The organism is Chryseobacterium sp. GQ58, assembly GCF_059758895.1.
In genome coordinates this window covers 82,042-108,605 of record NZ_JCAXEH010000004.1, presented here as the reverse complement: position 1 = coordinate 108,605, position 26,564 = coordinate 82,042, and the positions used below count along the sequence as shown (strand labels likewise).

The 26,564-nt window shown below is 34.1% G+C and carries 19 protein-coding genes; 10 read left to right on the top strand and 9 right to left on the bottom strand.

Annotation, left to right across the window (positions count from 1 at the left end; all coding sequences use genetic code 11):
• Nucleotides 1-21 precede the first annotated feature (21 nt).
• The 4 genes from AC6CHK_RS11950 to AC6CHK_RS11935 all read right to left on the bottom strand — a co-directional run bounded on the left by AC6CHK_RS11950 (nt 22) and on the right by AC6CHK_RS11935 (nt 8,904).
• A complete protein-coding gene (locus AC6CHK_RS11950; RefSeq protein WP_498096402.1) occupies nt 22-3,045 on the bottom strand; it encodes a SusC/RagA family TonB-linked outer membrane protein in 3,024 nt (1,007 codons plus the stop codon).
• 766 nt (nt 3,046-3,811) lie between these two features.
• Complete coding sequence (locus AC6CHK_RS11945; protein ID WP_498096400.1) at nt 3,812-4,237, bottom strand: lipocalin-like domain-containing protein; 426 nt, start codon at nt 4,235-4,237, stop codon at nt 3,812-3,814.
• A gap of 97 nt (nt 4,238-4,334) precedes the next feature.
• Nucleotides 4,335-5,888, bottom strand: a complete 1,554-nt coding sequence (locus AC6CHK_RS11940) for a SusD/RagB family nutrient-binding outer membrane lipoprotein (protein WP_498096398.1) — start codon at nt 5,886-5,888, stop codon at nt 4,335-4,337.
• Between the two features lie 4 nt (nt 5,889-5,892).
• The gene (locus AC6CHK_RS11935; RefSeq protein ID WP_498096396.1) at nt 5,893-8,904 is read right to left on the bottom strand and encodes a SusC/RagA family TonB-linked outer membrane protein; all 3,012 of its coding nucleotides are present in this window, start codon (nt 8,902-8,904) and stop codon (nt 5,893-5,895) included.
• 135 nt (nt 8,905-9,039) lie between these two features.
• On the opposite strand from AC6CHK_RS11935, the gene rnhB reads away from it, so the two are divergent.
• On the top strand, nt 9,040-9,624 hold the full coding sequence (gene rnhB, locus AC6CHK_RS11930; protein WP_498096394.1) for a ribonuclease HII: 585 nt from the start codon (nt 9,040-9,042) through the stop codon (nt 9,622-9,624).
• A gap of 111 nt (nt 9,625-9,735) precedes the next feature.
• Here the strand turns inward: rnhB and yidC are convergent, their stop codons facing one another.
• Both yidC and pyrG read right to left on the bottom strand, forming a co-directional pair.
• The gene (yidC, locus tag AC6CHK_RS11925) at nt 9,736-11,535 is read right to left on the bottom strand and encodes a membrane protein insertase YidC (protein WP_498096392.1); all 1,800 of its coding nucleotides are present in this window, start codon (nt 11,533-11,535) and stop codon (nt 9,736-9,738) included.
• A gap of 177 nt (nt 11,536-11,712) precedes the next feature.
• Nucleotides 11,713-13,320: a CTP synthase gene (gene pyrG / locus AC6CHK_RS11920; protein WP_498096390.1), complete on the bottom strand. Its 1,608-nt coding sequence runs from the start codon at nt 13,318-13,320 to the stop codon at nt 11,713-11,715.
• A 361-nt stretch (nt 13,321-13,681) separates the two neighbouring features.
• On the opposite strand from pyrG, the gene radA reads away from it, so the two are divergent.
• Together radA and AC6CHK_RS11910 are read left to right on the top strand one after the other, a co-directional pair.
• A complete protein-coding gene (gene radA, locus AC6CHK_RS11915) occupies nt 13,682-15,031 on the top strand; it encodes a DNA repair protein RadA (RefSeq protein WP_498096388.1) in 1,350 nt (449 codons plus the stop codon).
• 25 nt (nt 15,032-15,056) lie between these two features.
• Nucleotides 15,057-15,650, top strand: a complete 594-nt coding sequence (locus tag AC6CHK_RS11910; RefSeq protein ID WP_498096386.1) for an acyl carrier protein phosphodiesterase — start codon at nt 15,057-15,059, stop codon at nt 15,648-15,650.
• 4 nt (nt 15,651-15,654) lie between these two features.
• On the opposite strand, the gene AC6CHK_RS11905 is transcribed toward AC6CHK_RS11910, so the two are convergent.
• Nucleotides 15,655-16,155: a DUF6702 family protein gene (locus AC6CHK_RS11905; RefSeq protein WP_498096384.1), complete on the bottom strand. Its 501-nt coding sequence runs from the start codon at nt 16,153-16,155 to the stop codon at nt 15,655-15,657.
• Nucleotides 16,156-16,223: 68 nt separating this feature from the next.
• Between AC6CHK_RS11905 and AC6CHK_RS11900 the strand changes: the two genes are divergently transcribed.
• A complete protein-coding gene (locus AC6CHK_RS11900) occupies nt 16,224-16,802 on the top strand; it encodes a HupE/UreJ family protein (RefSeq protein ID WP_498096382.1) in 579 nt (192 codons plus the stop codon).
• Here AC6CHK_RS11900 and AC6CHK_RS11895 read toward each other — a convergent pair.
• Nucleotides 16,782-18,116: an MFS transporter gene (locus AC6CHK_RS11895; protein ID WP_498096380.1), complete on the bottom strand. Its 1,335-nt coding sequence runs from the start codon at nt 18,114-18,116 to the stop codon at nt 16,782-16,784. The two genes, AC6CHK_RS11900 and AC6CHK_RS11895, sit on opposite strands and share 21 nt — an antisense overlap.
• Nucleotides 18,117-18,253: 137 nt before the next feature.
• Here AC6CHK_RS11895 and AC6CHK_RS11890 point away from each other — a divergent pair, with 137 nt between their 5' ends.
• Together AC6CHK_RS11890 and AC6CHK_RS11885 are read left to right on the top strand one after the other, a co-directional pair.
• Nucleotides 18,254-18,625 carry a winged helix-turn-helix transcriptional regulator gene (locus AC6CHK_RS11890; RefSeq protein ID WP_498096378.1) on the top strand — a complete coding sequence of 124 codons (372 nt, stop codon included), beginning with the start codon at nt 18,254-18,256 and terminating at the stop codon, nt 18,623-18,625.
• Between the two features lie 11 nt (nt 18,626-18,636).
• Complete coding sequence (locus AC6CHK_RS11885) at nt 18,637-21,018, top strand: M1 family metallopeptidase (protein WP_498096376.1); 2,382 nt, start codon at nt 18,637-18,639, stop codon at nt 21,016-21,018.
• A 91-nt stretch (nt 21,019-21,109) separates the two neighbouring features.
• Here the strand turns inward: AC6CHK_RS11885 and AC6CHK_RS11880 are convergent, their stop codons facing one another.
• A complete protein-coding gene (locus AC6CHK_RS11880; protein ID WP_498096374.1) occupies nt 21,110-21,664 on the bottom strand; it encodes a hypothetical protein in 555 nt (184 codons plus the stop codon).
• Nucleotides 21,665-21,875: 211 nt separating this feature from the next.
• Between AC6CHK_RS11880 and AC6CHK_RS11875 the strand changes: the two genes are divergently transcribed.
• From AC6CHK_RS11875 to AC6CHK_RS11860, 4 genes are all read left to right on the top strand, one after another.
• Entirely contained in the window at nt 21,876-22,154 is a 279-nt protein-coding gene (locus AC6CHK_RS11875; protein ID WP_034723531.1) for a co-chaperone GroES, read from the top strand.
• Nucleotides 22,155-22,261: 107 nt separating this feature from the next.
• Nucleotides 22,262-23,887 carry a chaperonin GroEL gene (groL, locus tag AC6CHK_RS11870; RefSeq protein WP_498096372.1) on the top strand — a complete coding sequence of 542 codons (1,626 nt, stop codon included), beginning with the start codon at nt 22,262-22,264 and terminating at the stop codon, nt 23,885-23,887.
• Between the two features lie 134 nt (nt 23,888-24,021).
• The gene (locus AC6CHK_RS11865; RefSeq protein WP_498096370.1) at nt 24,022-24,960 is read left to right on the top strand and encodes a 5'-nucleotidase; all 939 of its coding nucleotides are present in this window, start codon (nt 24,022-24,024) and stop codon (nt 24,958-24,960) included.
• Nucleotides 24,961-25,244: 284 nt separating this feature from the next.
• Entirely contained in the window at nt 25,245-26,030 is a 786-nt protein-coding gene (locus AC6CHK_RS11860; protein ID WP_498096368.1) for a toll/interleukin-1 receptor domain-containing protein, read from the top strand.
• Nucleotides 26,031-26,564: the final 534 nt, after the last annotated feature.

The window sequence follows — 26,564 nt, the reverse complement described above, 5'->3', positions numbered from 1 at the left end:
TGTTCAAATATTTAAATAAAATTAGAAAGTGATTGATACACTACCTCCAAATGTTCTAAGGTTCGGATACTGAACCGCTGAATTACTGATATATCCAGCATAAGAGCCATTACCTTCAAAACCTGTTTCTGGATCATCAAAATTTCTATTTTCCTTGGCAAATTTAGTGAAAGGGTTTCTAGCCTGAACACCTATTGTAAGTTCATTAATTTTTGATTGACCTAACATTTCTTTGCTAAAAGTATAAGATAAGGAAATTTCACGGATCTTAAATGCAGTTGCATCTAACACAAAATTTTCACCTACTGAATTATATGAAGCACCACCAAAATATTCTGACAAAGCAAAATGTGAATTTGCATCAGGATTATTTGGATTATTATGCGTCGATGCAAAAATAGGCACACTTGTATTCGGAACATAAGCTCCATTTTGCATATAAACAGAATTAGGAATAATATACGCTTGATTTCTATCCATTGCAGCTGATTCTTCTAACTGACCAGAAAATGCAAGTGAGTTTTTAGTTCCTGAGAAAAATTTATGTCCTGTTCGGTAATCTGCAGTTGCAGCTAAAGTAAATCCTTTCACTTTTAATGCCGTAGTAAAGCCTAGAATATATTTTGGAGTCATCCTTCCCAATACACTTAATTGAGAGTTGACCTGTGGCAGACCTGTTGTTGGATCAACTACTATTCTTCCTTGATCATCTCTAACATATGTTGTACCTTTTAAAACAGGGAATCTTTCTCCTTCAATAGCAAAAACTCCAGAATATGAGTTAGATAAAAGAGCAATTTCTTTCGATCCATCTGCTAGTTTCGTAATTTCCGAATAACCGCTTGTAAAATTCACACCTACATCCCAACGAACATTTCTACTTTTAATAGGTACAAGATTTAAATTAAGCTCAATTCCTCTTCCTTCAAGCTCTCCTAAATTTTTCAGAACAGACGTTGCTCCTGAAGCTCTACTCGCCTGTTGTACAGTAATAAGATCTGTTGTTTTGTCCTGATAAATTGCACCATCAAATGTGATTCTATCTTTAAATAAACCAAATGATAAACCTATTTCTGTTTTTGTAATAAATTCTGGCTTCAATCGTGGATCTGCAACAGCAGTTTGTGGATTGTAGCTCAGATAACCGCCACCGTCACCCAAATAAGGATAACCAGCACCAATATTTGAAATCGGATCCAATCTGTATGCTGTGATAGATGATACCCCGCCCGTTCTTTGCCAAGCAGCAGTTATTTTAAGATAATTTAAAACATCACCACCAAAGTTGAATGCTTTAGTTGGTACAAATGATGCTGAAACTGATGGGAAGAAATAAGAAGAAGTATTATTTACCGCTTTCATTACTAACAGTGAATTCATTTCATATCTACCAGCCGCATTAAGGAATAAGAATTTCTTATAAGCTAAATCTAAATTAGCAATAAATGCATGTGAATTGTAATGAGAACGGGTATTAGTTAAGTCAGATGGCTGAGCAGCATTAGAGATATTACTGATTGTATATAAACCAGGAATGATTAATCCTGTACCACCCGCTTGATTATTTTTTGTTCTAAAGTCTTGGTAATTATGGCCAACTGAAGCATCTAAATGTAAATCAGACGTTAGATCATAATTCATATTTAATAATAAATCTCCATAATAGTTTTGCTGGACTTGACTAATTTCATAATAGTTAGACAATACATCAGTAAATACACTTTGATATATTGGTCCTCCAACATAACCATTATTATACTCATTATTCTCTATATTGGTATAATTTGCATTTCCTCTATAAGAAATATTCATATTTTCGTTAATCTCATATCCAACACCCGCAATTAGGTTAAAGTAATTCCTCAAAGAATTACGTCTAACATTTTTTTGAGTCCAGTATGGGTTATTGTAAAAAATGTTCCAAGCATACCCATTGTCAGCATAATCTTTATATCTTGTAATTGGAACATCTGAAGAGACCTGAATCAAGTCATGATAAAGTTCTGGATCTGTTTGACCAATTTTTGTGCGGATATAGTTAATCTGACCATCAAAAGTCCAACGATTAACTTTTGCCCCGCCTTTCATTAAAACTGAATATCTGCTTAACTTATCATTTGCAACTACAAATTCTTTTTCTAAACTTCCCAAATTAAGTCCAAAATAAGAATCTCTACTACCTGTTGATATAGACAATGTATTTTGAAAAATAGCTCCAGTTTGAAAAAAGTCTCTAACATTATCTCTGCCATAAGGTGAAAATGCAGACTGAAGTGCCGCAGGATCATCCGCAGTAGGTGCACTGTTATTTGGATTTACATCAATAACACCATCACCATTAAAATCATAAAGAGGTATACCATATGGTTGAGTTGTTCCAGCAAATGATGGATTTGTAAACGCAGGTCCCCAAGATCCATTTTCAACATTTATTTTATCGCCGTACCAACCCTGTCCGTATAACCTTTGTCTTTTTGGAAGGAAAGCAACACTTTCAAAGTCAACTGCTGAATTGAAATTTACTCTAAGCCCCCCAGTAGCTGTACCTCTTTTTGTTGTCACAACGACAACACCATTCACACCTTGAGAACCATAAATAGCTGCTCCTGCTGCACCTTTAATAATGTTAACAGATTCTATCACATCTGGAGGTAGCTGACTCAGTACGTTAGCACTAGAAATTACGTTATCAATGACAACTAAAGCTTCATTAGAACCAGTAATTGTTCTTCCTGATCTAATCTGAATACTTTGAGAAGAGTTTACACTACTGTTTGTCTGATTAATTCTCACACCTGAAGCTTTACCAGCAATAGCGCTTATTGCATTCGGGTTTGCTGCTACATTTAGTTGTTCTGCAGAAATAATTTGCTGAGCACTTGTAACTTCGTCTCTCACTTTAAGTCTTCCAGTTACCGGCTGAACAAAAACAACTTCTTCAATATTTTCTGTTCTTATGGTATCGTTGCGTCTTTCTTGAGCATCTACTAATGCAAAGGAAGCAGACACAACAACTAATAGAACACTTGCTGTTAATTTCTTCATATTTATTGATTATTTTTTTCTTGTTGCAAATATGTGAAACTTTCTTAAAACAACCAAGCTTTTTGTTAAAAATAATTAACAATCAGTTATTTTAATAATACATATTTGATAAAACAATCAATTATCTTAAAAAATATTACCGTATTTATAAATTTTTAACAATTCAAAAAAAAGGAGAATATTAAAGCAAAAAAAACATACTACTTATTGAATAATTAAACCAAAAAGAACTTTAATAAAAAATAAATACAAATTATCGCGATCTTTATCTAAAATAAAATTTATCTAAGCTTTGAAAGTATTAGATCGTAAAAGAATATTGATTACACGTTATATTGCAGTACTATTTGGCAGTTGATCTACTTCTTGCTTAAACGAACGTGTATAAGCATTACAAAGTCACAATAAAAATATTTTATTATAATTAACTTTATAATTATAAGATATATTATGATATTAATTTACTCGATCCTTCATATAGTCAAGAACAGCTATCGTATGTAGAAGTCATCCATTCGCGCAAACTGATGGATTATTTAATGTAAAGAATTAGAAAATATAACATGAATAATCAATAGAGTCTTAATCTCAATTTATCTGTTTTTAAATAGATATGAATTTACATTATAAGTTTTGTGATAATTCATGAAAAATTATGCCTAAAATTAAAAAATATAAATTACTCTTCAATTAGATTACTTCCTTCGGTTATAATCATAATAAAAAAAACAATAATATCTCTTATCGTTTAAAATTGTAATAATTATTAATTTATTGTTTTTATAAAAATTAAAGCAGCTTCATCGTTTCCTGGTAAGCTATCTAAATTCTTAGTATTATCAAGAATTCTAAGTTCATCACTTGAAAAATCTTCAACTTCTTTTTTCAAAGTTTTAATATTTCCGTTTTCAGTATAAGTAAGAGTTAAAGTTTTATTCACCTTATTATAATTCCATTGCCCTGAAAAAGAATCCAATAAGTTACAGCCACCTTCAGTTGGCATATCATACCTTTCGTATACCCCGGAAAAGTCATCATTTATTCCCAACTGTCCTTTTTTTGCACAGTCATTCAATTGATATACTTTCCCTTTGAACTCATACCTGATAGGTTTCCAAACTCCTTCAATATTTGGAGATTCTATTTGTGTATTTTCTCTGTTATCATCACTACTACAAGAGATAATACTCATAATTGCTATTATACTTATAAAAATTTTCATATTTTAAATTTATAAAAAATATTCCTGCAATAATTACAGGAATATTTTTATTTTAAATGATTATTTATTAATTAACATCCCAAAAGATTTTAGTTGACACCTTATCTCCTCCTATTTTTGCAGCAGCAGCTTCAACATTCTTTTTGTTCAACAAATATTCCTGATCCGAATATTTCATTCTTACAGGTACAGATTCAACAGCAGAATCAGCAGGATTTACAAAAACAGGATAATCTAATCTTCTTGCAAAATTCCATGCCTGAAAGCCTTTGTTAAACATTGCTACCCAAGCCTGAAAACCAATAGACTGTTTCCAGTTTGCAGCATTATATGGATTTGCAGCAATAAATGTGGTAATATTAGTATCACTTATTCCATATTCTTTCATAGACGCTGTAATTGCTTGTCCATATAAAACAGCAGGCGTTCCTCCTACATTAAAGCCTCGTGCTGCAGCTTCTGCTCTTAAAAACATGATTTCAGTATAATCTAGTAAAAAACCCTGAGCATTTTCTGCAATAATCATATAGCTTCCATCTTCGCCTACTTCTGGCAATCCATTAACATCAACTTTCGGTGAAGTCATATGTGAATAACCTGAAAAAGAGTTGTTTGCGCCATATACTCCTCCTTTATAAGTCCCTGTACCAGGAACATACTGTCCGGTAGTTGTATTAAATACTCTATCCGCTTTTATAAACCATCTATCTCTCCTTGGATCTGAAGTAGTATTCATATAATCAACCAATAAATCTGAAGGAATAAAATCATTTCTTCCTGATTGTATTGCTTCCTGATAAACAGGGTTTGCAAATAATCCTGAAGGAAAAGCTGCTAATCCAAAATTATCTTCTTTACTGTCGAATAATCCTGCACTATAAGCTGCTTCTGCATTAGTTTTAGCCAAAGCAGGCTCTACGTCAGATAAAGTCACAGCAAGCCTGAATTTCAATGAATTACCCATTTTTCTCCATTTAGCCATATTTCCTTTATAAAAAATATCGTCAGTATATCCTGCTTGAGTAGTATTAATCATTGCATTTGCAGCATCAATTCTTTTTAAAAGATCCAGATAAATTGCTTTTGCATCATCATAGGGGATTTCAGATTGCCCAGGATTTCCAGGAACTGCCTTCAATGCTCCAAAATAAGGTAAATCTCCATAAGTATCAACCAAATTAGCCCAAGCATAAACATTCAACAATTCAATAATAGCTTCATTATTATTTTTCTTTACAGCGTCCAAACCTTCATTTTGAAGGAATAGTTTTGCATCCCTAAGTGCAGATAAAACACCTGGAGAATGCACAGCCGCTGAACTTGAAGCCATCATTCTGTTATAATGATTTCTAGGGATTGGTCTTGTAACCATATCATAATTCGACTCATCTATATATGTAGTCTGAGCCCATTGCTGGGTGAAAAATCTTGATATATTATTATTAACATTCGGTGTTAATAATTGTGATATTAATTCCTGCTCAGCGCTCGCTACCAATAACCCAGACGGAACAACCGATGGATGCTTAGGATCTTGATTTAATGAAGTAATATCACTTTCACAAGAGTTGGTAACTACCGTTAGAGAAATTATGCTAAGTATTAAAAATATTTTTTTCATTTCTTTAGAATTTTAATGTTACGTTGATACCTAGGTCACGAGTTGTAGGCAGTACTCCTATAGAATTACCTTTTGAAGCAAGCCCATTTCCTGTTCCAGCTTCAGGATCTGCATAAGGTAAATTCTTATGGATAATCCAAAGGTTTCTTCCAACTAAAGAAATTTTTGCTTCTTGTATTGAAGTATTCGCAAGCAAAGTCTTTGGAAGACTATATCCTACACTAGCCTCTCTTAACTTAACATAGGAAGCATCATATACAAACCTACTGCTAGGCATTCTTCTGTAACCATCTACGTTTCCAAAAGTATTTGGTGAACTTGTAGGCGTAGTATTTACCTGTCCGTTAGGGTTTACTCCCGGATGAATAACTCCGGCTGTTCTATAATCACCTACTGCGGTTTCTTCGTATAGACCTGTAGCAAGACCATAATACATATCCGTAGAGAATACATCACCACCTTGTTTAACATCAATCAGGAAACTTAAAGATAATCCTTTATAAGTAAGACTGTTTCTTATCCCACCAATCCAGTCAGGAGTAATATTACCTATTACCTGATTTGGATTTGTTAAATATCTTCCGGTAGTAGGGTTTACAACACGCTCACCATTCAGATAAACATAATCAGACCCAACAAGAGCTCCGAAAGCTTCACCTACTCTGGCATTTAAAGAAACACCTCCTTGATAAGAGCCTAATAAATAATTTTGTGCGTCTCCGTACAGCGATACTACTTCATTTTCATTTTTAGACCAGTTTACATCAATATCCCATCTAAAATCGGAGGTTTTAAAAGGTGTTCCGTTTAATTGAACTTCAATACCTTTATTATTAATTTGACCTGCATTAACTAAGAAAGTTCTATATCCCGTGGATGAAGATACAGGAAGGTTGATGATCTGATTAATAGTACGTGTTTTATAAATAGCAACATCAAAGCCTAGTCTATTTTTTAAGAACTGTGCTTCCATACCAAATTCTGTTTCTTTAGACCTTTGGGGCTGTAAATTCGGATTAGCCAAAAAGTAAGACTGATCAACTAATCCTGTACTTCCAAAGCCTCCTCTTACACGATATGTATTTTGTAATCTGTAATTATCAGTTGATGATCCTACTTCTGCGTAGTTAGCTCTTATTTTCCAGAAGCTTAACCAGTTCTGCTTTACTAATTCCGATAATATTAAAGACCCCGTGGCTGAATAATAGTCATATGTATTATTTTCTTTTGGAAGATTTGAACTTCTATCTACTCTGTAAGTCCCGTCAACATATAAAAAGTTTTTGAATCCAAAAGAGGCCGTTCCATATAAACTTGCTGTTAGATATTTTGCATAATTTTCATCTGGTGGAATTATTGGGCTAGCTGAGTTTGAAATAGCAAATAACCCAGGTGTAGCAAGACCTCCTTCTGTACTAGCATATACATTATCAATTAAGTTTCTTCTTACATTTCCTCCTACAATACCACTTACGTTCAGATCGCTTGTAATGTCGAATTTATAATTTGCAAATAAATCAAAATTTGTTTCAGCTGTTCTTATATCTTGACGGGAATATCCTGAGGTTACATTGTTTCCAGAAGCCCCAAATGCTTGTGGCAAAGAGCCATTCATTAATCTTTCTTCAATCAACATTTGCATATTATCATATGACAATTTTCCTGTAACACCAAAGTTTTTAGAAACATCATATTTTACTGAAGCATAACTAAAGCTTCTTGTTCTGTCATCAGACTGATAACTTTGGTATCGTTGAAAATATGGATTATTCCAATAAGCCGGAGTGCCATCTGTACCTGAAGTTCTGTTCCAAGTATTATTAGAATTATTAGTTCTTGTATATGCATCTCTTAAATCAAAAACATCAACATTAGTTTGCCACCACTGTCTAAAACCTGTTACAATATTATCAGAATATCCTGTCTCATTTCTTCCTTTTGTATCCTGAAGAGTCAAAGTAGAAAAGACAGTCGCATTAAGTTTATCTGTAAAGTCATAACTAAATTTAGCCGATAAAGTATTTTTTCTCAAATCAGAATTGGGCAATAACCCATTGGAAAGCATATTGGAATAAGATAATGACACATTGGATGATTTATTACCTTTTTCTAGTGAAATCGTATTAACGTAAGTTACTGGTGTTTCAAAAAAATTAATAGGTCCGTTCTTAGCTGCTTGCCACGGAGTTGCTTGTCCGTAGTATGGAGAAGTAGGATCATATGAATACCATTGTCTTACTAATAAATTTGGATTAAATTCTGCTCCATATGAAGCATCTTCAGTAAATGGAACTTGTTGTTCTCCTGTGTTGGGATCATAATTAAAATATTCATCAGGATTTCCATCTCCATTCGTATCATTTCCATATGTAGGTCCATAACCTGCTCCATATCTCGTTTGATATTTTGGGAATGTAGATTTATCAACAAATCCTGCTGTGATGCCAGAGGTAAGTGTTACCCCCCAACTTCCGTCCTGTTTTCCTCTTCCACTTTTAGTAACAATCAATATTACACCATCGCTTCCTCTTTCCCCGTATAATGCAGAAGCCGCAGCTCCTTTTAATACATTTATACTTTCAACATCATTTTGGTTAATATCAGATAAAAAGTTTCCGTAGTCAAAAATAGCACCTGTAACTGTACCATTATTAACCGGAGAACCATCTATTACAATTAAAGGATTTCCTCCGCTCAAAGACTTATACCCTCTAATTAATAAATTTGAAGAACCTCCAAAATTATTATTAGTATTTACCTGTAAACCCGCTACTTTTCCCGACAACAATGCTGCGACATTACCCGTATTGGTCGTACCGCCTGTAAGAGCTTCTGCTTTTACTTCTTCAGATGCATAACCTAGAGACTTCTTCTCCCTTTTAATACCCAATGCAGTTACAACTACACCTTCGATTTCCTGTGTTTTTAAAGTATCAGACTTCGTTTCCTGGGCTTTTGCAACAGCCAAAGAAGAAGACAATACTAAAACTAGCACACTTGCTGTTAATTTCTTCATAATTAATATTAATTTTGTGTGAACAAATTTGTGAAAACTTTCCTTAAGAAACTCTTAAAAAAAGAAAAAATTACTATTCACATCATAATAACTTTATTTTTACTAATTTTGAAAACCCTTAACTGTTAAGATTTTATGGAATTATTAAAAAAATGGTCAAATAATTATATCGAAGCAGGATGTGATGAAGTAGGCAGAGGCTGCTTGAGTGGGCCTGTGGTTGCAGCGGCTGTTATTTTAGATGATAATTTTGAACAAAATTTAGTAAATGATTCTAAAAAACTAGATTTTAAAACAAGAATGGATCTCGATGGCTATATCAAGGATAATGTTAAAAGTTATGCGATAGCAGAATTACCTCCAGAGTTTATTGATCAACATAACATATTGAATGCCAGCATTCACGCAATGCATCACGCATTGGATAAACTAACTATAACACCCGAACTTATTTTAGTCGACGGAAATAAATTTCACCCTTACAATTACATACCTCATCAATGTATCATTAAAGGAGATTCTAAAATTTTATCAATAGCCGCAGCCTCTATTTTAGCAAAAAATTACAGGGATAAACTGATGATAAAACTACATGAAGAACATCCCGAATATGGATGGGATACTAATTTCGGCTATGCAACAAAAAAACACCAGGAAGCCCTGATAAAGCACGGTTCGACGAAATATCACAGGCAATCTTTCAGATTAAAATATGATTAATGCAATTTTAATTCTAGATTATTATTTTAAAAGCTTTAACATTTGAAATTTGAAATCATTCTAAATAAAAAAGAGAAGCAATAAATTGCTTCTCTTTTAGTTATAATTAGTTTACTTCTTTTTTCCTTTTTGCTGCTCTTGCGATTTCTGCTGTTCCTGAGCCTTTTCCATCATTTCTCGCATTCGCTTTTGGAATTTACCTTCCGATTTTGGCTTTTCTTTATTGGCCTGAATCTGCGCATGAATTTTCTTTTCATCCAAAATCACATATTTAATAACAAGAATAATAAGAATGTTGATCGCGTTCGACACAAAATAATACCAAGATAAACCTGAAGCCGATGTATTCAAAAAGAATAAAAATGTAATCGGGAAGATATACATCAATACTTTCATATTTGGCATTCCTTCCTGTTGCGGCTGTTGTATATTTCCGGAAGTCATTATTGTATAAATTAAGATTACAACCGTACACGCAATTGCAAAAACACTTAAATGATCTCCCAAGAAAGGTATTTCAAATGGCAATTTAATCAAATCGTCATACGCTGTCAAATCTTTTGCAAACCAAAATCCTTGTCCTCGAAGATCTATAAAGTTCGGGAAGAAACGGAACAATGCATAGAAAATAGGAATCTGAACCAATGCCGGCAAACATCCCGCCATTTGATTTACTCCAGCTTTTCGGTAAATTTCCATTGTTACTTGTTGCTTTTTCATAGCATCCGGATCTTTTAATTTTGCTGTAGCTTCCTCAATTTCCGGACGGATAACTTTCATCATCGCACTCAATTTATGCTGCTTATACATAATTGGCGATAAAATTAATTTAACGATGATCGTCATTAAGAAGATCACCCAACCTGCTGCAATTCCCCAAGATGCAATAATATTGTACATCGGCATGAAGAAATAACGGTTCATTGCCCCAATAAATGACCAACCTAATGGTAAAATCTCATCAAAGTTTTTATCGTAAGACTTCAATAAAGGTAAATCCAAAGGCATAAAATACCATGTAAAATCCTGATTCAGTTCGTTTCCGGACATCTGAACCTGGCCTTGATAGCTTAATTTCTTTAAATATTCACCTTCTTCAATAGCGTCCTGATTTCCTTTGCTTTGGGTAAATCCGGTTTTAGCTTCGATAAGTGAAGAGAAAAACTGTTGCTTCACTCCAATCCAGTTCAATGTTTCATCAGGCTCATCCATTGTCGTTCTTCCGTCATAATCATAATCTTTATAATTATTAAACGCATAAGAAAATTCTGAGTGAGATTGCTCCTGAGCTCTACCTTTTTCAAGGTTTCTCACGCTATAATCCCAGATGAAATCTGCTTTTGTATCTGAAGTGACTTTTGAAAGACCTTGCGTTCTTACTTTAAAATCTACTCTGTATTTATCTAATAAGGTATAAATAAACTGAATAATTGCTCCATTATAATTAGCCGTAAGCGTTACTGCATTTCCGGAAACAGTTGGCGAAAAAACTAAATCTTTAGTATTGATCGTTTTTCCTGTTTTATCTTTAAATTGAAAACCGTAGCTTGAATTGTTTTTATTGATCAGATAAAGCGGAAGATCTGCCGTATCGGTTTTATGATCATAAGCTTTGTATTCTAAAAGCTCAACTTTTGAAACTTGTCCTCCCAAGCTTGAAAATTCAACTTTAAGCTGATTGTTTCCCAAATTGGAAACCTGAATCGCGCCCGGAGTTACATTAGGATTGATATTAGCTGCTTGAGTCGGTTTTACCGCATTTTTCACCTGTTCTGTTTTCTGTTGTTCAGCTTTCAGTTTTTCTTCTTCAGCGCTATTTCTTTGGAAATAAAACATGAATCCGAAAAGTACCAAACATAAAACCGCAAAACTGATAATCTGACTTTTATCGAGTCCGTTGTTCTGTTGCATTTTATTTTAATTAAAATTTTTAAATTTAAACAGGTATAACAATACCATACTTTTTGAGTCGACAAAAATACTGTTTTTTTATCAAAACTCTATGCTTTACTCTGTTACTATATAATAAACTCAGGCTGATCATTATCAGTCTGAGTTTATTTATGACGTCTGTAATTTTAAATTACCTTATTTATTTGTACAAGCCTTAATAAAAGCTCTGAATAAAGGATGCGGCGTGGCAACCGTACTTTTGTATTCCGGATGATACTGCACACCAACGTAGAATGGATGATTCGGCATTTCAAGAGCCTCAACCAAACCTGTTTCAGGATTTGTACCTGTTGCAAAAAAACCGTTCTTTTCAAATTCCTGAATATATTCACTGTTGAACTCATAACGGTGACGGTGTCTTTCAGAAATATTTTTAACTCCGTAAATTTCGGATAATTTAGAACCATTTTTCAAAGCACACTTCCATGCTCCGAGACGCATTGTTCCGCCTTTATCTACAATATTTTTCTGTTCTTCCATAATAGAAATCACAGGATGCTCCGTCGAAGTATCAAATTCCATAGAATTGGCTTTTGAATATCCGAGAACGTTTCTTGCAAATTCTACAGTCATGATCTGCATTCCAAGGCAAATTCCCAACATCGGAACTTTATTTTCTCTTGCGTATTGAGCTGTAAGCACTTTTCCTTCAATTCCACGATCGCCAAAACCTGGTGCAACTAAAATTCCATTTACACCTGCAAAAGCTTCTTTAATATTTTCTGCGGTAAGATCTCCGCTGTAAACCCATCTTACTTTAACTTCAGTTTCCAGATCTGCACCTGCATGCTTGAAAGCTTCAGCAATTGAAATATAAGAATCCTGAAGAGAAATATATTTTCCAACTAATGCAATTTCAACGGTTCTTTTTGGATTCTGGAATTTCTTAAGGAAAGTCTTCCAGTCTTTAAGATCGGCTTCCCTGTCACTTTTAAGATCTAATGTTTTAAGAATTACATCATCAAAGTTTTGTTTTTGAAGGTACATCGGAACTTCATATATTGTTGCAAGATCCTTACATTCGATAACATTATCTAAAGGAACGTTACAAAACTGAGCCAATTTTGCTCTTTGATCTTTCGGAATTTTATGTTCTGTTCTACAAACCAAAACATCCGCCATAATTCCGCTTTCCATCAATTGACGAACGGAATGTTGAGAAGGTTTTGTTTTTAATTCTCCGCTTGAAGCCAAATATGGCAACAATGTCAAGTGAATCACCATAGAATTTTTCTCTCCCAATTCCCACTTCAACTGACGAACAGTTTCGATGTATGGTAAAGATTCAATATCTCCGACAGTTCCGCCGATCTCTGTAATGATGATATCGTAGTTCTGTTTAGATAAAATTTTAATTCTGCGTTTGATTTCGTTCGTAATATGAGGAATTACCTGAACTGTTTTTCCAAGGAAATCTCCTTTTCTTTCTTTTTCGATTACAGTTTGGTAGATTTTCCCTGTCGTAACGTTGTTGTTTTGAGAAGTTGGGGCGTCCAAATAACGCTCGTAATGACCTAAATCCAGATCCGTCTCCGCGCCATCTTCGGTTACATAGCATTCTCCGTGCTCATAAGGATTCAGTGTTCCTGGGTCGATATTGATATAAGGATCTAGTTTTTGGATCGTTACATTAAAGCCGCGTGATTTTAGTAGAAGTCCCAGAGAAGCAGAAACGATTCCCTTTCCCAAAGATGAAGTTACACCTCCTGTCACAAAGATATACTTTGTATTCTTTTTACTCATTAGATTAGGTTTGTGCAAAGTTATGGGAAAAAGAAATGCAAAGCAATTTTGTTGTGATTTTAATTTTAAATATAGCTCTGAATCTATCTTTTTTAAAATAAAAAAAGGTTTCCCAAAAAAATGGGAAACCTCACCTAAACCAAATTATATATATGAAAATTATTGCCTTTTTAAATATTATTAATCAGTCATATTATAGATTAAAAATTTATCGTAAGGTTAAATTGAAAGCCAAATATTTTTAAATATTGCTTAAAATGACTTTACAAAAATAACAGATTATTTCATATTGTAAATTGATGTATGTTAAGATACAAATTTTTTCTCAAATATTTCAAAACAGTTTTCATAATTTCGCAATATGGCAAAATTGAGAACAGCATATTTCTGTCAAAACTGTGGCTCGCAGTATTCGCAATGGATGGGACAATGCAAAAACTGCGGCGAATGGAACACTTTGGTAGAAGAAATTGTAGAAAAAGCTTCACAAAAAAGTTTATCTTCTTCAAAAAACAAACAACACGTCATCAACATCATTGAAGTTGAAACTTTTGAAGAGCCGCGTATAAAAACTCCTTCCGATGAACTCAACAGAGTTTTGGGAGGCGGTATTGTTTTAGGCTCTGTCACGTTGATCGGAGGCGAACCGGGAATTGGTAAATCCACTCTCCTTTTGCAGCTCGCTTTAAAAATGAAAAAGAAAGTTTTCTATGTTTCCGGTGAAGAAAGTGCTTCTCAAATCAAAATGAGAGCCGATCGCTTGACGGACGTTAAAAATCCCAACTGCTTTCTTTACACCGAAACTTCTTTAGAAAAAATCCTTCACGAAGCTAAAAAACTACAGCCCGATTTTGTGATCATTGATTCTATTCAGACTTTGCAATCTCAATTGATTGAAAGCTCGCCCGGAACTGTTTCTCAAATCCGCGAATGCTCAAACGAGATCATTAAATACGCTAAAGAAAACAATGTTCCTGTTTTTCTTGTCGGCCACATTACCAAAGACGGACAAATTGCTGGACCAAAAGTTTTGGAACATATGGTTGATGTAGTTTTAAATTTTGATGGCGACAGAAATCATCTTTTCAGATTATTGAGAGCGAATAAAAACCGTTTCGGATCAACGTCCGAGATTGGAATTTACGAAATGGTTTCTCAAGGTTTAAAGGAAATAAAAAACCCGTCCGAAATTTTAATCACAAAAAAATTCGAGGAACTTTCAGGAAATTCTGTTGCGGTAACTTTAGAAGGAAACCGCCCGATGCTGCTGGAAATTCAGGCTTTGGTAAGCACGGCTGTTTATGGAACTCCGCAAAGAAGCTCAACAGGATTTGACTCAAAAAGATTGAATATGCTTTTGGCAGTTTTAGAAAAAAGAGCCGGCTTTCAGTTGGGGGCAAAAGATGTTTTTTTAAATATAACCGGCGGAATAAAAACCGACGATCCGGCTTTAGATTTAGCGGTTGTTGCGTCTATTTTGTCTTCCAATGAAGACATTGCCATTTCCGAACATTTTTGTTTTGCAGGAGAAATTGGCCTTAGCGGAGAAATCCGTCCGATTGCCCAAGTCGAGCAAAGGATTTCGGAGGCTGAAAAGTTGGGTTACGAGAAAATTTTTGTTTCAAACCTTAATAAATTTCCAAAAAGAAAATTCGGGATAAAAATAGAAGAAGTAAGCAAGGTTGAGGATTTTCATGAAAGATTGTTTTAATGTAAATTTATAGCAAACAAAAAAAATGAATTTTCTCGCCCACTCTTTTCTCACTTTCAATGACGGACAAATTGTCGGGCAGTTTCTCGAAGATTTTATACGAAACAAAGACCGGTATTCTTTCCCGAAAGATATTCAGGACGGAATCACATTGCATCGGGAAATTGATACTTTTACAGATTCTCATCCCGCGATACATGAGGCGAAAAAAGTTTTCAGCCCGCTCGTAAGGCTTTATGCAGGAGCTTTTGTGGATGTTTCGATGGATTATTTTTTGGCAAATGACTTTAGCCTGCATTCATTGAATGGTTGGAAACAACATTCGTTGAAAGTTTACAAAGTTTTGAATGAAAACAAAGAATTTTTATCCGAAAATTTTAAAAGAATGCTTGTAAAAATGGAGCATGACGATTGGTTGTATAATTATCGGGAAGATTGGGGCATCAAATTCAGTATTCAGAATGTTTTGAATAAAGCAAAATATCTGGATAAAAATATTCCGGTTTTTGAAGCTTTTTTAGATAACAAAGATGTTTTACAAAAATGTTATGATGATTTTTTTCCGGATCTTTTGGCACACGCAAAAGCTGAAAATGCTTTGCTCCAGCTTCAAAAATAACTTTTTAAAATTGTTGGTACAAATAACGATTCGGATACGACAATTTTTCACTTTTCCTATTTCCGTTGACAATAATATGAACGATGTTGATCTGATCATCAAATAAATTATACAGAAAACTTACCGCAGCTTCTACTTTTTTTGGATTGTTGACCGATTCGGATTCCAGAAAAACATTTACAGATTCGCTGTCTTCTTCGTAGCCAATATAATTTATTTTTAAAAATTGATTGTCAGATTTTAGTTTAAAATATTCCGCACAATAGTTTTTCAAAGCTTCGTTGAGCTGGGTTTTATATTTTTCATCATTAAAATGAAAAGGTTTGCCATGTTTTTTACCTAAACCATTTTCGAGATCATCAAGAAAAAAACGTCCCGTAACTTCAAATGTTTTCGATTTTGAATTGTAATTGATTTCCACTGAACCTACATGATAAGGGTGAAATTCTTTGGTGAAAGAAAATAAAAATAAAGCTGGAATCAAAAAAATAAAAAGCCTTTTCATACTTTATGCGCAACTGTTAAAATCTGTTCGAAATTAATCATTATTTTCGTAACCCTAAATATTATACAATGCAGGATTTTCTATTTTACTTAAAATTGGGTTGGGAACATATTATTTCATTGGATGCTTTGGATCATCAGCTTTTTGTATTAGCATTAATAGCCGTTTATACTTCAAAAGACTGGAAGAAAATCCTGATTTTGGTTACTGCTTTTACAATCGGACATTCAATTACTTTGGCTTTAAGTATTTTAGATATTATAAGGCTTCCTTCAGATTGGGTGGAATTTTTGATTCCGCTTACTATTGTTTTGACTGCTGCAGGAAATATTTTAATGAGGAATAAGAAGCAAACACAAAATAAAACCAATTATTATTTAGCTTTATTTTTCGGATTGATTCACGGGTTGGGATTTGCGAATACCGCAAGGGTGATGATTGCGAAAAGCCAGAGCCTTGCCGTTCCGCTTTTGGGTTTTAATATTGGCTTGGAAATCGGACAAATAGTGATTGTTTTGGCTATTTTAATTCTGTTATTTATCCTTTTAAATCTGTTTAAAATAAACAAAAAAGACTGGATATTATTTGTTTCCTCCGGAGTATTTGCCTTATCCTTAAAAATGACTTTAGAAAGAATTCCTTTTTAATCTAAAATCTGAAATTAAAAATATACTTATGGTAATCAAAAGTAAAACAATCATTACTAAAGTTGCCATAAAATATCCTTTATCAAAACTAAAATAAATCCGTCCAACGAAACTCACCCCCAATCCGATAGAAATCTGCTGAATCGTCAAATAAACACCGCTTGCAACCGAAGTAATAGAAACGGGCAATTTTCTCATTGCGTTGGTAAACATAGACGGCAGCACAATTCCGCATCCTATTCCGTAAAAGAATAGAACTACAGATACCATTAGTAAATTGATTGTTGGTGAATTCACCACATAAAGATGACCTGCAAGTCCTAAAATCATTATAACCAGACCGAAAACGATAAATTTCTCCTGATATTTATTTAAAAACTTCACGGATAAAAGAGATGCTAAAACATAGCCAATTCCCTGACTGGCAAACAGTAATCCTGTGGTTGTAGAACTCAAATGATGATGTTCTTCAAAAAAATTGGCATTGATAAAAAAATAAGAATCCTGAACCAAATAATAAGTAACCGCCGCCAAAAGTGCTACTTTAAAACTTGAATATAGGAAAGGTTTCATATTGATTAAAACCTCTTTTCCTTTTTTAAATTTTCTTTTCTGATTTAAAATAAAAAGAATCAAACCTACAACAGAAAAAAGAAGTAACAAGATATTATTTGTATTCCAACCTTCTTCGTCGCCGATTACAATTTCGTACATCAAAATAATCAGAAGAATGATCAATATCATTTGTGGAAAAATCTGTATGGATTCTTTTGTTTTAATTTCAACTTCTTTCAAATATTTATTAGCCAAAATAATAACCAAAAGAGCAATCGGAATATTAATAAAGAAAACAAGCCTCCACGCATCAAAACCAAAATGAAGGTCGGGGATAATTCCACCCAAAACCTGTCCAATAACTGAGGCAATTCCTGCAATCGCACCATAGACTCCAAGAGCTTTTACCCTTTCTTCTTCAACTTTAAAAACATTAGATATCAAAGCAACTCCTTGCGGAACCATAAAAGCCGCTGAAATCCCCTGAAAAAGCCTACTTATATTCAAAGCAGTCGCAGAAGTAGAACTTCCACAAAAAAATGAAAATACCATAAAACTGAACATAGAAATGATAAAGGTTTTCTTGTGCCCATATTTGTTCCCTATTTTACTTCCCGTAATCAGAAAAGCACCGTAACCGATAATATAAAAGACAATTATAAACTGCGTTTCGGCGGTACTTGCATTGATAGAATTTTTAATGGATGGTATTGCAATATTAACAATAAAAAGATCCAAAACGCACAAAAAAATTGACATCGAAATGACAATTAAACTCAACCACTTGTTAAACTCTTGAAAATTTCTCATTTTTATTGATAATATTTTAACTTTACAACTTCAAAAGTAACAACATCAAAACCTGCTGTCAAGTAGGTAAGAAAAACATACTCAGTATGAATTTTAGTACTAATTCTGATAATGAACTCGTTAGCTGTACAGAAAATTTTCTTTTTCTGGCAAATAATTGCTACGCAGAACACGTTTTAAAGATGATTAACGGAAAATGGAAGATTTCTTTGATTAAAATCATCGGTAATGAATGCCCAAAAAGATTCGGAGTTCTGAAAAGGGAATTAGATAATTTAGCACAGGGAACCTTAAGCACGATTTTAAAAGAATTGGAAAATGACGGTCTTATTCTGAGAACGGCTTACGCTGAAATTCCCCCAAGAGTAGAATACAAATTAACTGAAAAAGGTATTGCCTTTTTGCCTATTATACAATCAATGGAAGACTGGTGGCTGGCTTTTCCTGAAAACAATTAAAAATATTAGCTATGAAATTTAAAGTTGCTGTACTTTCAGTTCTATTTTATACGGGTGCTTTTTCCCAAAACATTCAAAACAATTCGGGAAGTAACCACGGAAACAGATTTGAGCAGCTGGGAACTATTCTTCCCACGCCAAATATTTACAGAGCCGCATCGGGTGCGCCGGGCCAGGCATATTGGCAAAACAGAGCCGATTATGAGATTACCGCTTATCTTGACGAAGACAAAAGAAATCTGAAAGGTTCGGAAACAGTTACTTATCACAACAATTCGCCGGATGATTTAGATTACATCTGGCTTCAACTTGATGAAAATCAGCAGTCAAGTGTGAAAAAAGCAGATTATCCGTTTTCTTCCACACTTCCGAAATCTGTAACAGACCAACAGTTGAAAGCAAGTGATTTGCCTGCAAAAGACAACGGCTACGGAGTAAATCTTGAAAAAGTAACCGATGCTTCAGGAAATCCTTTGAAATATACGGTCAACAAAACCATGATGCGTATCGATCTGCCAAAAGTTTTGAAGAAAGGCGATAAATTCGTATTTAAAATAGACTGGAATTACAATATTCCAAACCGTATGAAAATGGGCGGTCGCGGAGGCTACGAAAATTTCCCGGAAGACGGAAATGATTTGTACACCATTACACAATGGTTTCCGAGAATGTGTGTTTACAGCGATTTTCAGGGATGGCAAAATCATCAGTTTACAGGAAGAGGAGAATTTGCTTTAGTTTTCGGAAATTATAAAGTTTCGATGAATGTTCCTGCAGATCATATTATTGGTGGAACCGGAGAATGTAAAAATTATGAGCAGGTTTTAACTCCTGAACAATTATCCAGATATAAAAAAGCCCAAAATTCTAACGAGCCAGTGGAAATCGTGACTTTGGACGAAGCGAAAAAAGCAGAGAAAAACCGTTCAAAACAAAGAAAAACCTGGATTTTTGAAGCTAAAGATGTGAGAGATTTTGCATGGACGGCTTCAAGGAAATTTGTTTGGGACGGAATGAGCGTTACAATTCCGGAAAACAACAATAAAGTAATGGCAATGAGCTTTTATCCAAAAGAAGCTTATGGATTGTACAGAAAATATTCGACAAAAGCAGTTGCTCACACTATAAAAACGTATTCAGAATTTACAATTCCGTATCCGTATCCGGTAGCGCAGTCTGTGGAAGCTTCCAACGGAATGGAATATCCGATGATCTGTTTCAATTTTGGAAGAACGGAAAAAGACGGAACATATTCTGAAGGGATCAAAAATGGAATGATTGGCGTGATTATTCATGAAGTTGGACACAACTTTTTCCCGATGATCATTAATTCAGATGAAAGACAATGGAGCTGGATGGATGAAGGTTTAAATACTTTCACAGAATATTTAACGGAAGAGAAATGGGACAACAAGTTTCCTTCAAAACGCGGTCCGGCATGGACGATTACTGATTACATGAAACTTCCAAAAGATCAGCTGGAACCAATTATGAGTAATTCTGAGAATATTATCCAGTTTGGTCCGAATGCTTATGCAAAACCCGCAACAGGCTTAAATATTCTTCGTGAAACTATTATGGGAAGAGAGCTTTTCGACAAAGCTTTTAAAACCTATTCTAAAAGATGGGCTTTCAAACATCCTGAGCCTGCAGATTTTTTCAGAACAATGGAAGATGCAAGCGGCGAAGACCTTGATTGGTTTTGGAGAGGCTGGTTTTACGGGACGGATCCTGTAGATATCGCAATTGATAAAGTTACCGTTGCAAGTCCTGATCTCGAAACAGCGCCAAAACCTTCAAGCGAAACCAAATATAATGTAGAAAAGCCTTTGCAAAACGAATTTGAAGATATCTCAAAAATCAGAAACAGAGAAGATAAAAACATCACTTTTGAGGTAGAAAAAGATAAAGATCTTCAGGATTTTTATTACAGATACGACCGTGGACAGGAAAAAGTAGATGCCAATAAAGAATTTACCTTTAAGTTTGAAGGAACGGAAGCTTTAGATAAAAAAGACAAAGAAAAGCTTAAAAATATTACCGCTTATCAGATCGATTTCGTTAACAAAGGCGGTTTGGTAATGCCAATTATTCTTGAATTTACTTTTGAGGACGGAACAAAATTGCAGGATAAATCTTCGGCTCAGATTTGGAGACACAACGAAAAGAAGGTTTCAAAAGCTTATTATTTCGATAAAAAAGTAAAATCTATTCAGCTTGATCCGATGAGAGAAACGGCAGACATCGACACTTCAAATAATTTCTGGAGCAATGATGCGGCAAATTCTGAAGCTTCAAAATTCCAGGTGTTTAAACAAAAACAGGAAAAAGCGGTAAGAGGCGGCGCCAACGGACGAGTAAATCCAATGCAGGCTGCTGGAAAGAAAAAGTAATTTTAATATTTGAGAAATATCCAGACAATAATCTTTGTAAAAAACATAAAAAAAGCCGTCTCAAAAATAATTGAAACGGCTTTTTTTATTGTTACAAAATTGAAAAAGTAGCAATGATAGTACTTTTTTCATCAAGTGCATTTGGATTCGTCACTGTGATACCATATTCACCAGCCGGTTTATCTTTTAGAGTTATAATGTAAGAGTTTTGTCCATATTTTTTTCCGCTAAAGTTAAGATAGTGCAACTTATTGGTTTTTGTGGTACCAAAAGTATTAATAGAGGCTAACTCTGCTCTTCTGAACTTTTTATTTGAATCGAATTCAAAGATCTTGATAATAGCCATGGGATCTGTATTGTTATCTACAGCACGTACAATAAACTGAATATCATCACCGGATTTTACTTTAGTAGCAGAACAACAGCCTTCAATCTGAAGTTTGGATTTCATACTTCCAAAACCTGTTATAACCATCCCAGCATTCATCGCAGAACGCGTCTGTGTCATATGTTTTTCTAAAAGTACTGTACTCTGGTCAGGCTTTAATAATAAACATTCACCAATAAATTCTGGTTCAACTGTATTTTGGCAATAGACACTTGTACTGCATAAACTTATTGCAGCAAATAATAAAAGTTTTCTCATTTAATTAGTTTTTCTAAAAATTCACACAAAAATATCATTTAATTCGGAACAAAAAACATTTTTATTTAAATTAACTTCATTTTGAATTAAAATATTTTTTTCTGCCAAAATTTCACACAGACAAAAAAAATCTGCCAAAAATTTCTTTTCCGCCTATTGGCACGTATTTAGAGAATTACAACACAGAAATAATTAAAAAATTAAGCATATTATGTCAGTAAACTTTAAACCATTAGCAGACAGAGTTTTGATCGAGCCGATCGCTGCAGAAACTAAAACAGCTTCAGGTATTATTATTCCGGACACCGCAAAAGAAAAACCACAAGAAGGTACAGTAGTAGCTGTAGGTCCTGGAAAAAAAGATGAGCCTACAACTGTACAGGTAGGTGACAAAGTTCTTTACGGAAAATATTCAGGTTCTGAATTAAAATTAGACGGAAAAGATTTCTTGATCGTAAAAGAAGGTGATTTACTAGGTGTAATCGGATAGATTCCAGGTACAAGACATCAGATTTCAGACTATTCAAATTAAAAATCAAATTAAAACAACTGTTACGTGTCTAACTTCTGACATCTAACATCTAATATCTAATCAAAATGGCAAAAGAAATAAAATTCGATATCGAGTCAAGAGACGCATTAAAAAGAGGAGTTGATGCATTGGCTAATGCAGTAAAAGTAACTTTAGGGCCAAAAGGTAGAAACGTAGTAATCGAAAAATCTTTCGGTGCACCTCACGTTACTAAAGACGGTGTTTCTGTAGCAAAAGAAATCGAACTTGAAGACAGAGTAGAAAATATGGGAGCGCAAATGGTAAAAGAAGTGGCTTCCAAAACCAATGATATCGCAGGAGACGGTACTACTACCGCTACTGTTTTGGCACAGGCTATCGTAAGAGAAGGTCTTAAGAATGTAGCTGCAGGTGCAAACCCAATGGACTTAAAAAGAGGAATCGACAAAGCAGTAACTGCAGTTGTTGCTAATCTAAAAGAACAGTCTAAGCAAGTTGGAGATTCTACAGAAATGGTGAAGCAGGTTGCTTCAGTTTCTGCAAACAATGACGAAACAATCGGATCTTTGATCGCTGAAGCTTTCGGAAAAGTGGGTAAAGAAGGTGTAATCACTGTAGAAGAAGCAAAAGGTATCGATACAACAGTAGACGTTGTAGAAGGTATGCAGTTTGACAGAGGTTACCAGTCGCCATATTTTGTAACTAACCCTGAAAAAATGTTAGTCGAGCTTGAAAATCCATACATCCTTTTAGTTGAGAAGAAAATTTCTTCAATGAAAGAATTGCTTCCTGTTCTTGAGCCAATCGCACAAAGCGGAAAATCTTTATTGATTATTTCTGAAGAAGTTGAAGGTGAAGCTTTGGCAACTTTGGTAGTAAACAAATTAAGAGGTTCTCTTAAAATTGCTGCTGTAAAAGCTCCAGGATTCGGTGATAGAAGAAAAGCAATGTTGGAAGATATCGCGATCTTAACTGGTGGTCAGGTAATTTCTGAAGAGCAAGGTTTCACAATGGAAAATGTATCCTTAGATATGTTGGGAACTGCTGAGAAAGTATCTATCGACAAAGACAACACAACGGTTGTAAACGGTGGTGGTGAAGAAAGCAAAATCAAAGGCAGAGTAAACCAGATCAAAGCTCAGATGGAAACAACTACTTCTGACTATGACAGAGAAAAACTACAGGAGAGATTGGCTAAATTAGCCGGTGGTGTTGCCGTTCTTTACGTTGGTGCAGCTTCTGAAGTTGAAATGAAAGAGAAAAAAGACAGAGTTGACGATGCACTGAATGCTACGAGAGCAGCTGTTGAAGAAGGTATCGTTGCTGGTGGTGGTGTTGCTTTTGTAAGAGCAATCTCTGCTTTAGAAAATCTTGAAGGTATTAATGCTGACGAAACTACAGGGATTAAAATCGTGAAAAGAGCGATCGAAGAGCCATTGAGACAAATCGTTGCTAACGCAGGAGGTGAAGGTTCTGTAATCGTAGCTAAGGTTGCTGAAGGCAGCGGAGACTTCGGATACAATGCTAAAACTGACGAGTATGTAAACATGCTTGAAGCAGGAATCATTGACCCTACGAAAGTAACAAGAGTTGCCCTTGAAAATGCAGCTTCAGTTTCCGGAATGCTATTGACAACTGAGTGCGTAATCACTGAGATCAAGAGCGCAGAACCTGCTATGCCAATGGGAGGTGGAATGCCGGGAATGATGTAACGGTCGGCGGCCGAGAAAATATAAATTTAAAACCGTTCTGCTTTTGTGGAGCGGTTTTAGTTTAAAAAACAATCTGATAATTGAAAAAATATTTAATAAAATCTTTAAACTTATAACCAAAAACTTAAATTATTATGGCTTTAGATTTTTCTGAAATTTTAGTTGTGGGAGTATCCTCAAGAGCATTGTTCAATTTAGAAGTTGAAAATGAAATATTTATAAAAGAAAACATTGAGGGATTTCGTAAATATCAATTAGATCATGAAAACGAATTATTGGATAAAGGAACAGCATTCCCATTGATAGAAAGTTTGCTAAAACTCAATGAAATAGCTTCTAAACAAATCGTAGAAGTTGTCATAATGTCAAGGAATAGTCCCGAAACAGGGGTAAGAGTTCTTAAATCAATAAAACATTTTCAACTACCAATTACTCGATGGGCATTTTCTGGAGGAGAACCATTATCACCACTAATAGACGCCTTTGATATTGACTTATTTTTATCTAAAGATGAAAAAGATGTACAGACATTGAGCGATACATCAAATTGTGCGACTGCTTTGATCTATAATGCTCCTGCTGATTATATTCCTGAAATGGATCGAGTGAAATTTGCGTTTGATGCAGATGCGGTTGTTTTTTCTGAAGAATCTGAACATATTTTTAAAGAGAAAGGGATAGAAGCATTTCATAAACATGAATTAGAAAATGAAGACATTCCACTTAATGAAGGACCATTTGCAGAACTACTAAAAAAACTTTCTACAATACAAGAGTTTCTACCTACAACGATAGAACTTACACCATTAAGATTAGCAATAGTAACAGCTAGAAACGCTCCTAGTCATATGCGCGTAATTAAAACCCTGAGACATTGGGGAGTTTATGTTGATGAAGCATATTTTTTGGGTGGTTTGTCAAAAGATAAAGTATTGAAGGCATTTGGTGCACATATTTTCTTTGATGATCAAGAAACACATTTAGATGGTTCTAGTAAAGTAGTTCCATCTGGTAGAGTGTTATATAAAACCAATTCACCACTAAAAAAATACGAAATAAAAAAACCTGAATAGTTGTTGAGTCACTCTGCAAAGTGTCTAAACTTTATGCTACTTAATTAAATCTCCAATTCCACACGAATCCTTTCGTGTGGCTTAGGTAAAAACAAAAACCGTTCAGATTTTTCTGATCGGTTTTTTATTATGTTTTTGCTTAGAGAAAGAGTATATTTATGTTTTATTTTTACTGATAAAATAATAGGTAGCTAAGGTCAAGTAATATTAGTGCAATTTGATACTCGCTGAATGAATAAATTTGTTGTCAGTTGTAATCACACAAAAAAAACCACATTCAATATATGGAAGATGAAATAATAATTAGAAAAGAAGCAGAGCAATTCTTCAAAGCAAAAATCGAACGCTCAAGAAATAATTATCCAGTTCAAGATATTCACGAATTGAAAACAAGATTGTATGACTTTTATACTGATGAAAGTAAATCAATTTTTTTAGATGAAATATTTAATCAAACAATTTCATATTTCTCGAAACATCGAGAACAAGCTCATGGCGGAAAACCCGATCCTAAATGTGGGATAGATCAAAAATTTGATAAATTATTATTTTATATTAAACAAGAAATTGAAACTTTACCCAAAATTGCACATCAAAAGTTTATTGACGAAAAAAACATTAGAAATAAAGTATTTATAAGCTACAGTCATGAAGACAAACCATTTTTAAAGGATATCCAAAGACATTTCAAACCATTTTTGGACAAAATTAATTATTGGGATGATTCAAAAATTGAACCTGGACAAAAGTGGAAAGAAGAGATTGAAAAAGCTTTAAAGGAAACTAAAGTTGGAATTTTATTAGTTTCAACAGATTTTTTAGGCTCTGACTTTATTAAAAATCAAGAAATTCCTGAGTTATTAAATACAGCTGAAAAGGAAGGTGGAGTAATTTTAATAGTAATTTTAAAACCATGTCTTTTCGAAGAATTTGATAATTTAAACCAATTTCAAGCAATGAATCCGCCAAGTAAGCCATTAAGTAAAATGTCTGAAGATGAAAAAGAAGAATTATTAGTTAATTTAGTAAGACAAACCAAAAAAATTATTGAAAAGAGAGACTTTCAATAACATCAGACTGAAACGCTGGTGCGAACGTCTCGCTCGTAACCACAAACATAAAAACCGCTCCCACCAGAGCGGTTTTCTCTTTTCAATATACTTTTAAATTAATAAACCACCCTTTTTGCCTGGAATTCCACCCTAATTGCTTGATCGTCGAACCTTTTAGGCTAGAAACCACCCTTTTAGATTCAAATTCCATCCTATTTGCCTGGAATTCCAGCCTAATTGCTTGGCTATTGAAACTTTTAGGCTGGAAAACCACCCTATAAGGTTCAATTGTCAGCCTTTTTGCATGGATTTCCAATCTTGTTGATTCCTCGCCGAATCATTTTGGCTGGTTAATAAGATTACTGTAGGGAAGTTATATTTTTAGAACGGTTTTTCTATTTCAAAACGTTCGATATCTCATATTCCCAATTCGTGACTTTTCCCTATATTTAAAACATATTTTTCTACACAGAAAATCAATTAAACCAAACCTCAACGTCATTGAAAACAAAATTATTACTCCTTTCACTTTTCGGTTTTTGTTTAACCAAT

What these genes read in the sequence shown, in the direction of transcription:
- AC6CHK_RS11950 (WP_498096402.1), bottom strand. Translation starts at nt 3,045, where the DNA reads ATGAAGAAATTAACAGCAAGTGTTCTATTAGTTGTTGTGTCTGCTTCC.
- AC6CHK_RS11945 (WP_498096400.1), bottom strand. Translation starts at nt 4,237, where the DNA reads ATGAGTATTATCTCTTGTAGTAGTGATGATAACAGAGAAAATACACAA.
- AC6CHK_RS11940 (WP_498096398.1), bottom strand. Translation starts at nt 5,888, where the DNA reads ATGAAAAAAATATTTTTAATACTTAGCATAATTTCTCTAACGGTAGTT.
- AC6CHK_RS11935 (WP_498096396.1), bottom strand. Translation starts at nt 8,904, where the DNA reads ATGAAGAAATTAACAGCAAGTGTGCTAGTTTTAGTATTGTCTTCTTCT.
- rnhB (WP_498096394.1), top strand. Translation starts at nt 9,040, where the DNA reads ATGGAATTATTAAAAAAATGGTCAAATAATTATATCGAAGCAGGATGT.
- yidC (WP_498096392.1), bottom strand. Translation starts at nt 11,535, where the DNA reads ATGCAACAGAACAACGGACTCGATAAAAGTCAGATTATCAGTTTTGCG.
- pyrG (WP_498096390.1), bottom strand. Translation starts at nt 13,320, where the DNA reads ATGAGTAAAAAGAATACAAAGTATATCTTTGTGACAGGAGGTGTAACT.
- radA (WP_498096388.1), top strand. Translation starts at nt 13,682, where the DNA reads ATGGCAAAATTGAGAACAGCATATTTCTGTCAAAACTGTGGCTCGCAG.
- AC6CHK_RS11910 (WP_498096386.1), top strand. Translation starts at nt 15,057, where the DNA reads ATGAATTTTCTCGCCCACTCTTTTCTCACTTTCAATGACGGACAAATT.
- AC6CHK_RS11905 (WP_498096384.1), bottom strand. Translation starts at nt 16,155, where the DNA reads ATGAAAAGGCTTTTTATTTTTTTGATTCCAGCTTTATTTTTATTTTCT.
- AC6CHK_RS11900 (WP_498096382.1), top strand. Translation starts at nt 16,224, where the DNA reads ATGCAGGATTTTCTATTTTACTTAAAATTGGGTTGGGAACATATTATT.
- AC6CHK_RS11895 (WP_498096380.1), bottom strand. Translation starts at nt 18,116, where the DNA reads ATGTCAATTTTTTTGTGCGTTTTGGATCTTTTTATTGTTAATATTGCA.
- AC6CHK_RS11890 (WP_498096378.1), top strand. Translation starts at nt 18,254, where the DNA reads ATGAATTTTAGTACTAATTCTGATAATGAACTCGTTAGCTGTACAGAA.
- AC6CHK_RS11885 (WP_498096376.1), top strand. Translation starts at nt 18,637, where the DNA reads ATGAAATTTAAAGTTGCTGTACTTTCAGTTCTATTTTATACGGGTGCT.
- AC6CHK_RS11880 (WP_498096374.1), bottom strand. Translation starts at nt 21,664, where the DNA reads ATGAGAAAACTTTTATTATTTGCTGCAATAAGTTTATGCAGTACAAGT.
- AC6CHK_RS11875 (WP_034723531.1), top strand. Translation starts at nt 21,876, where the DNA reads ATGTCAGTAAACTTTAAACCATTAGCAGACAGAGTTTTGATCGAGCCG.
- groL (WP_498096372.1), top strand. Translation starts at nt 22,262, where the DNA reads ATGGCAAAAGAAATAAAATTCGATATCGAGTCAAGAGACGCATTAAAA.
- AC6CHK_RS11865 (WP_498096370.1), top strand. Translation starts at nt 24,022, where the DNA reads ATGGCTTTAGATTTTTCTGAAATTTTAGTTGTGGGAGTATCCTCAAGA.
- AC6CHK_RS11860 (WP_498096368.1), top strand. Translation starts at nt 25,245, where the DNA reads ATGGAAGATGAAATAATAATTAGAAAAGAAGCAGAGCAATTCTTCAAA.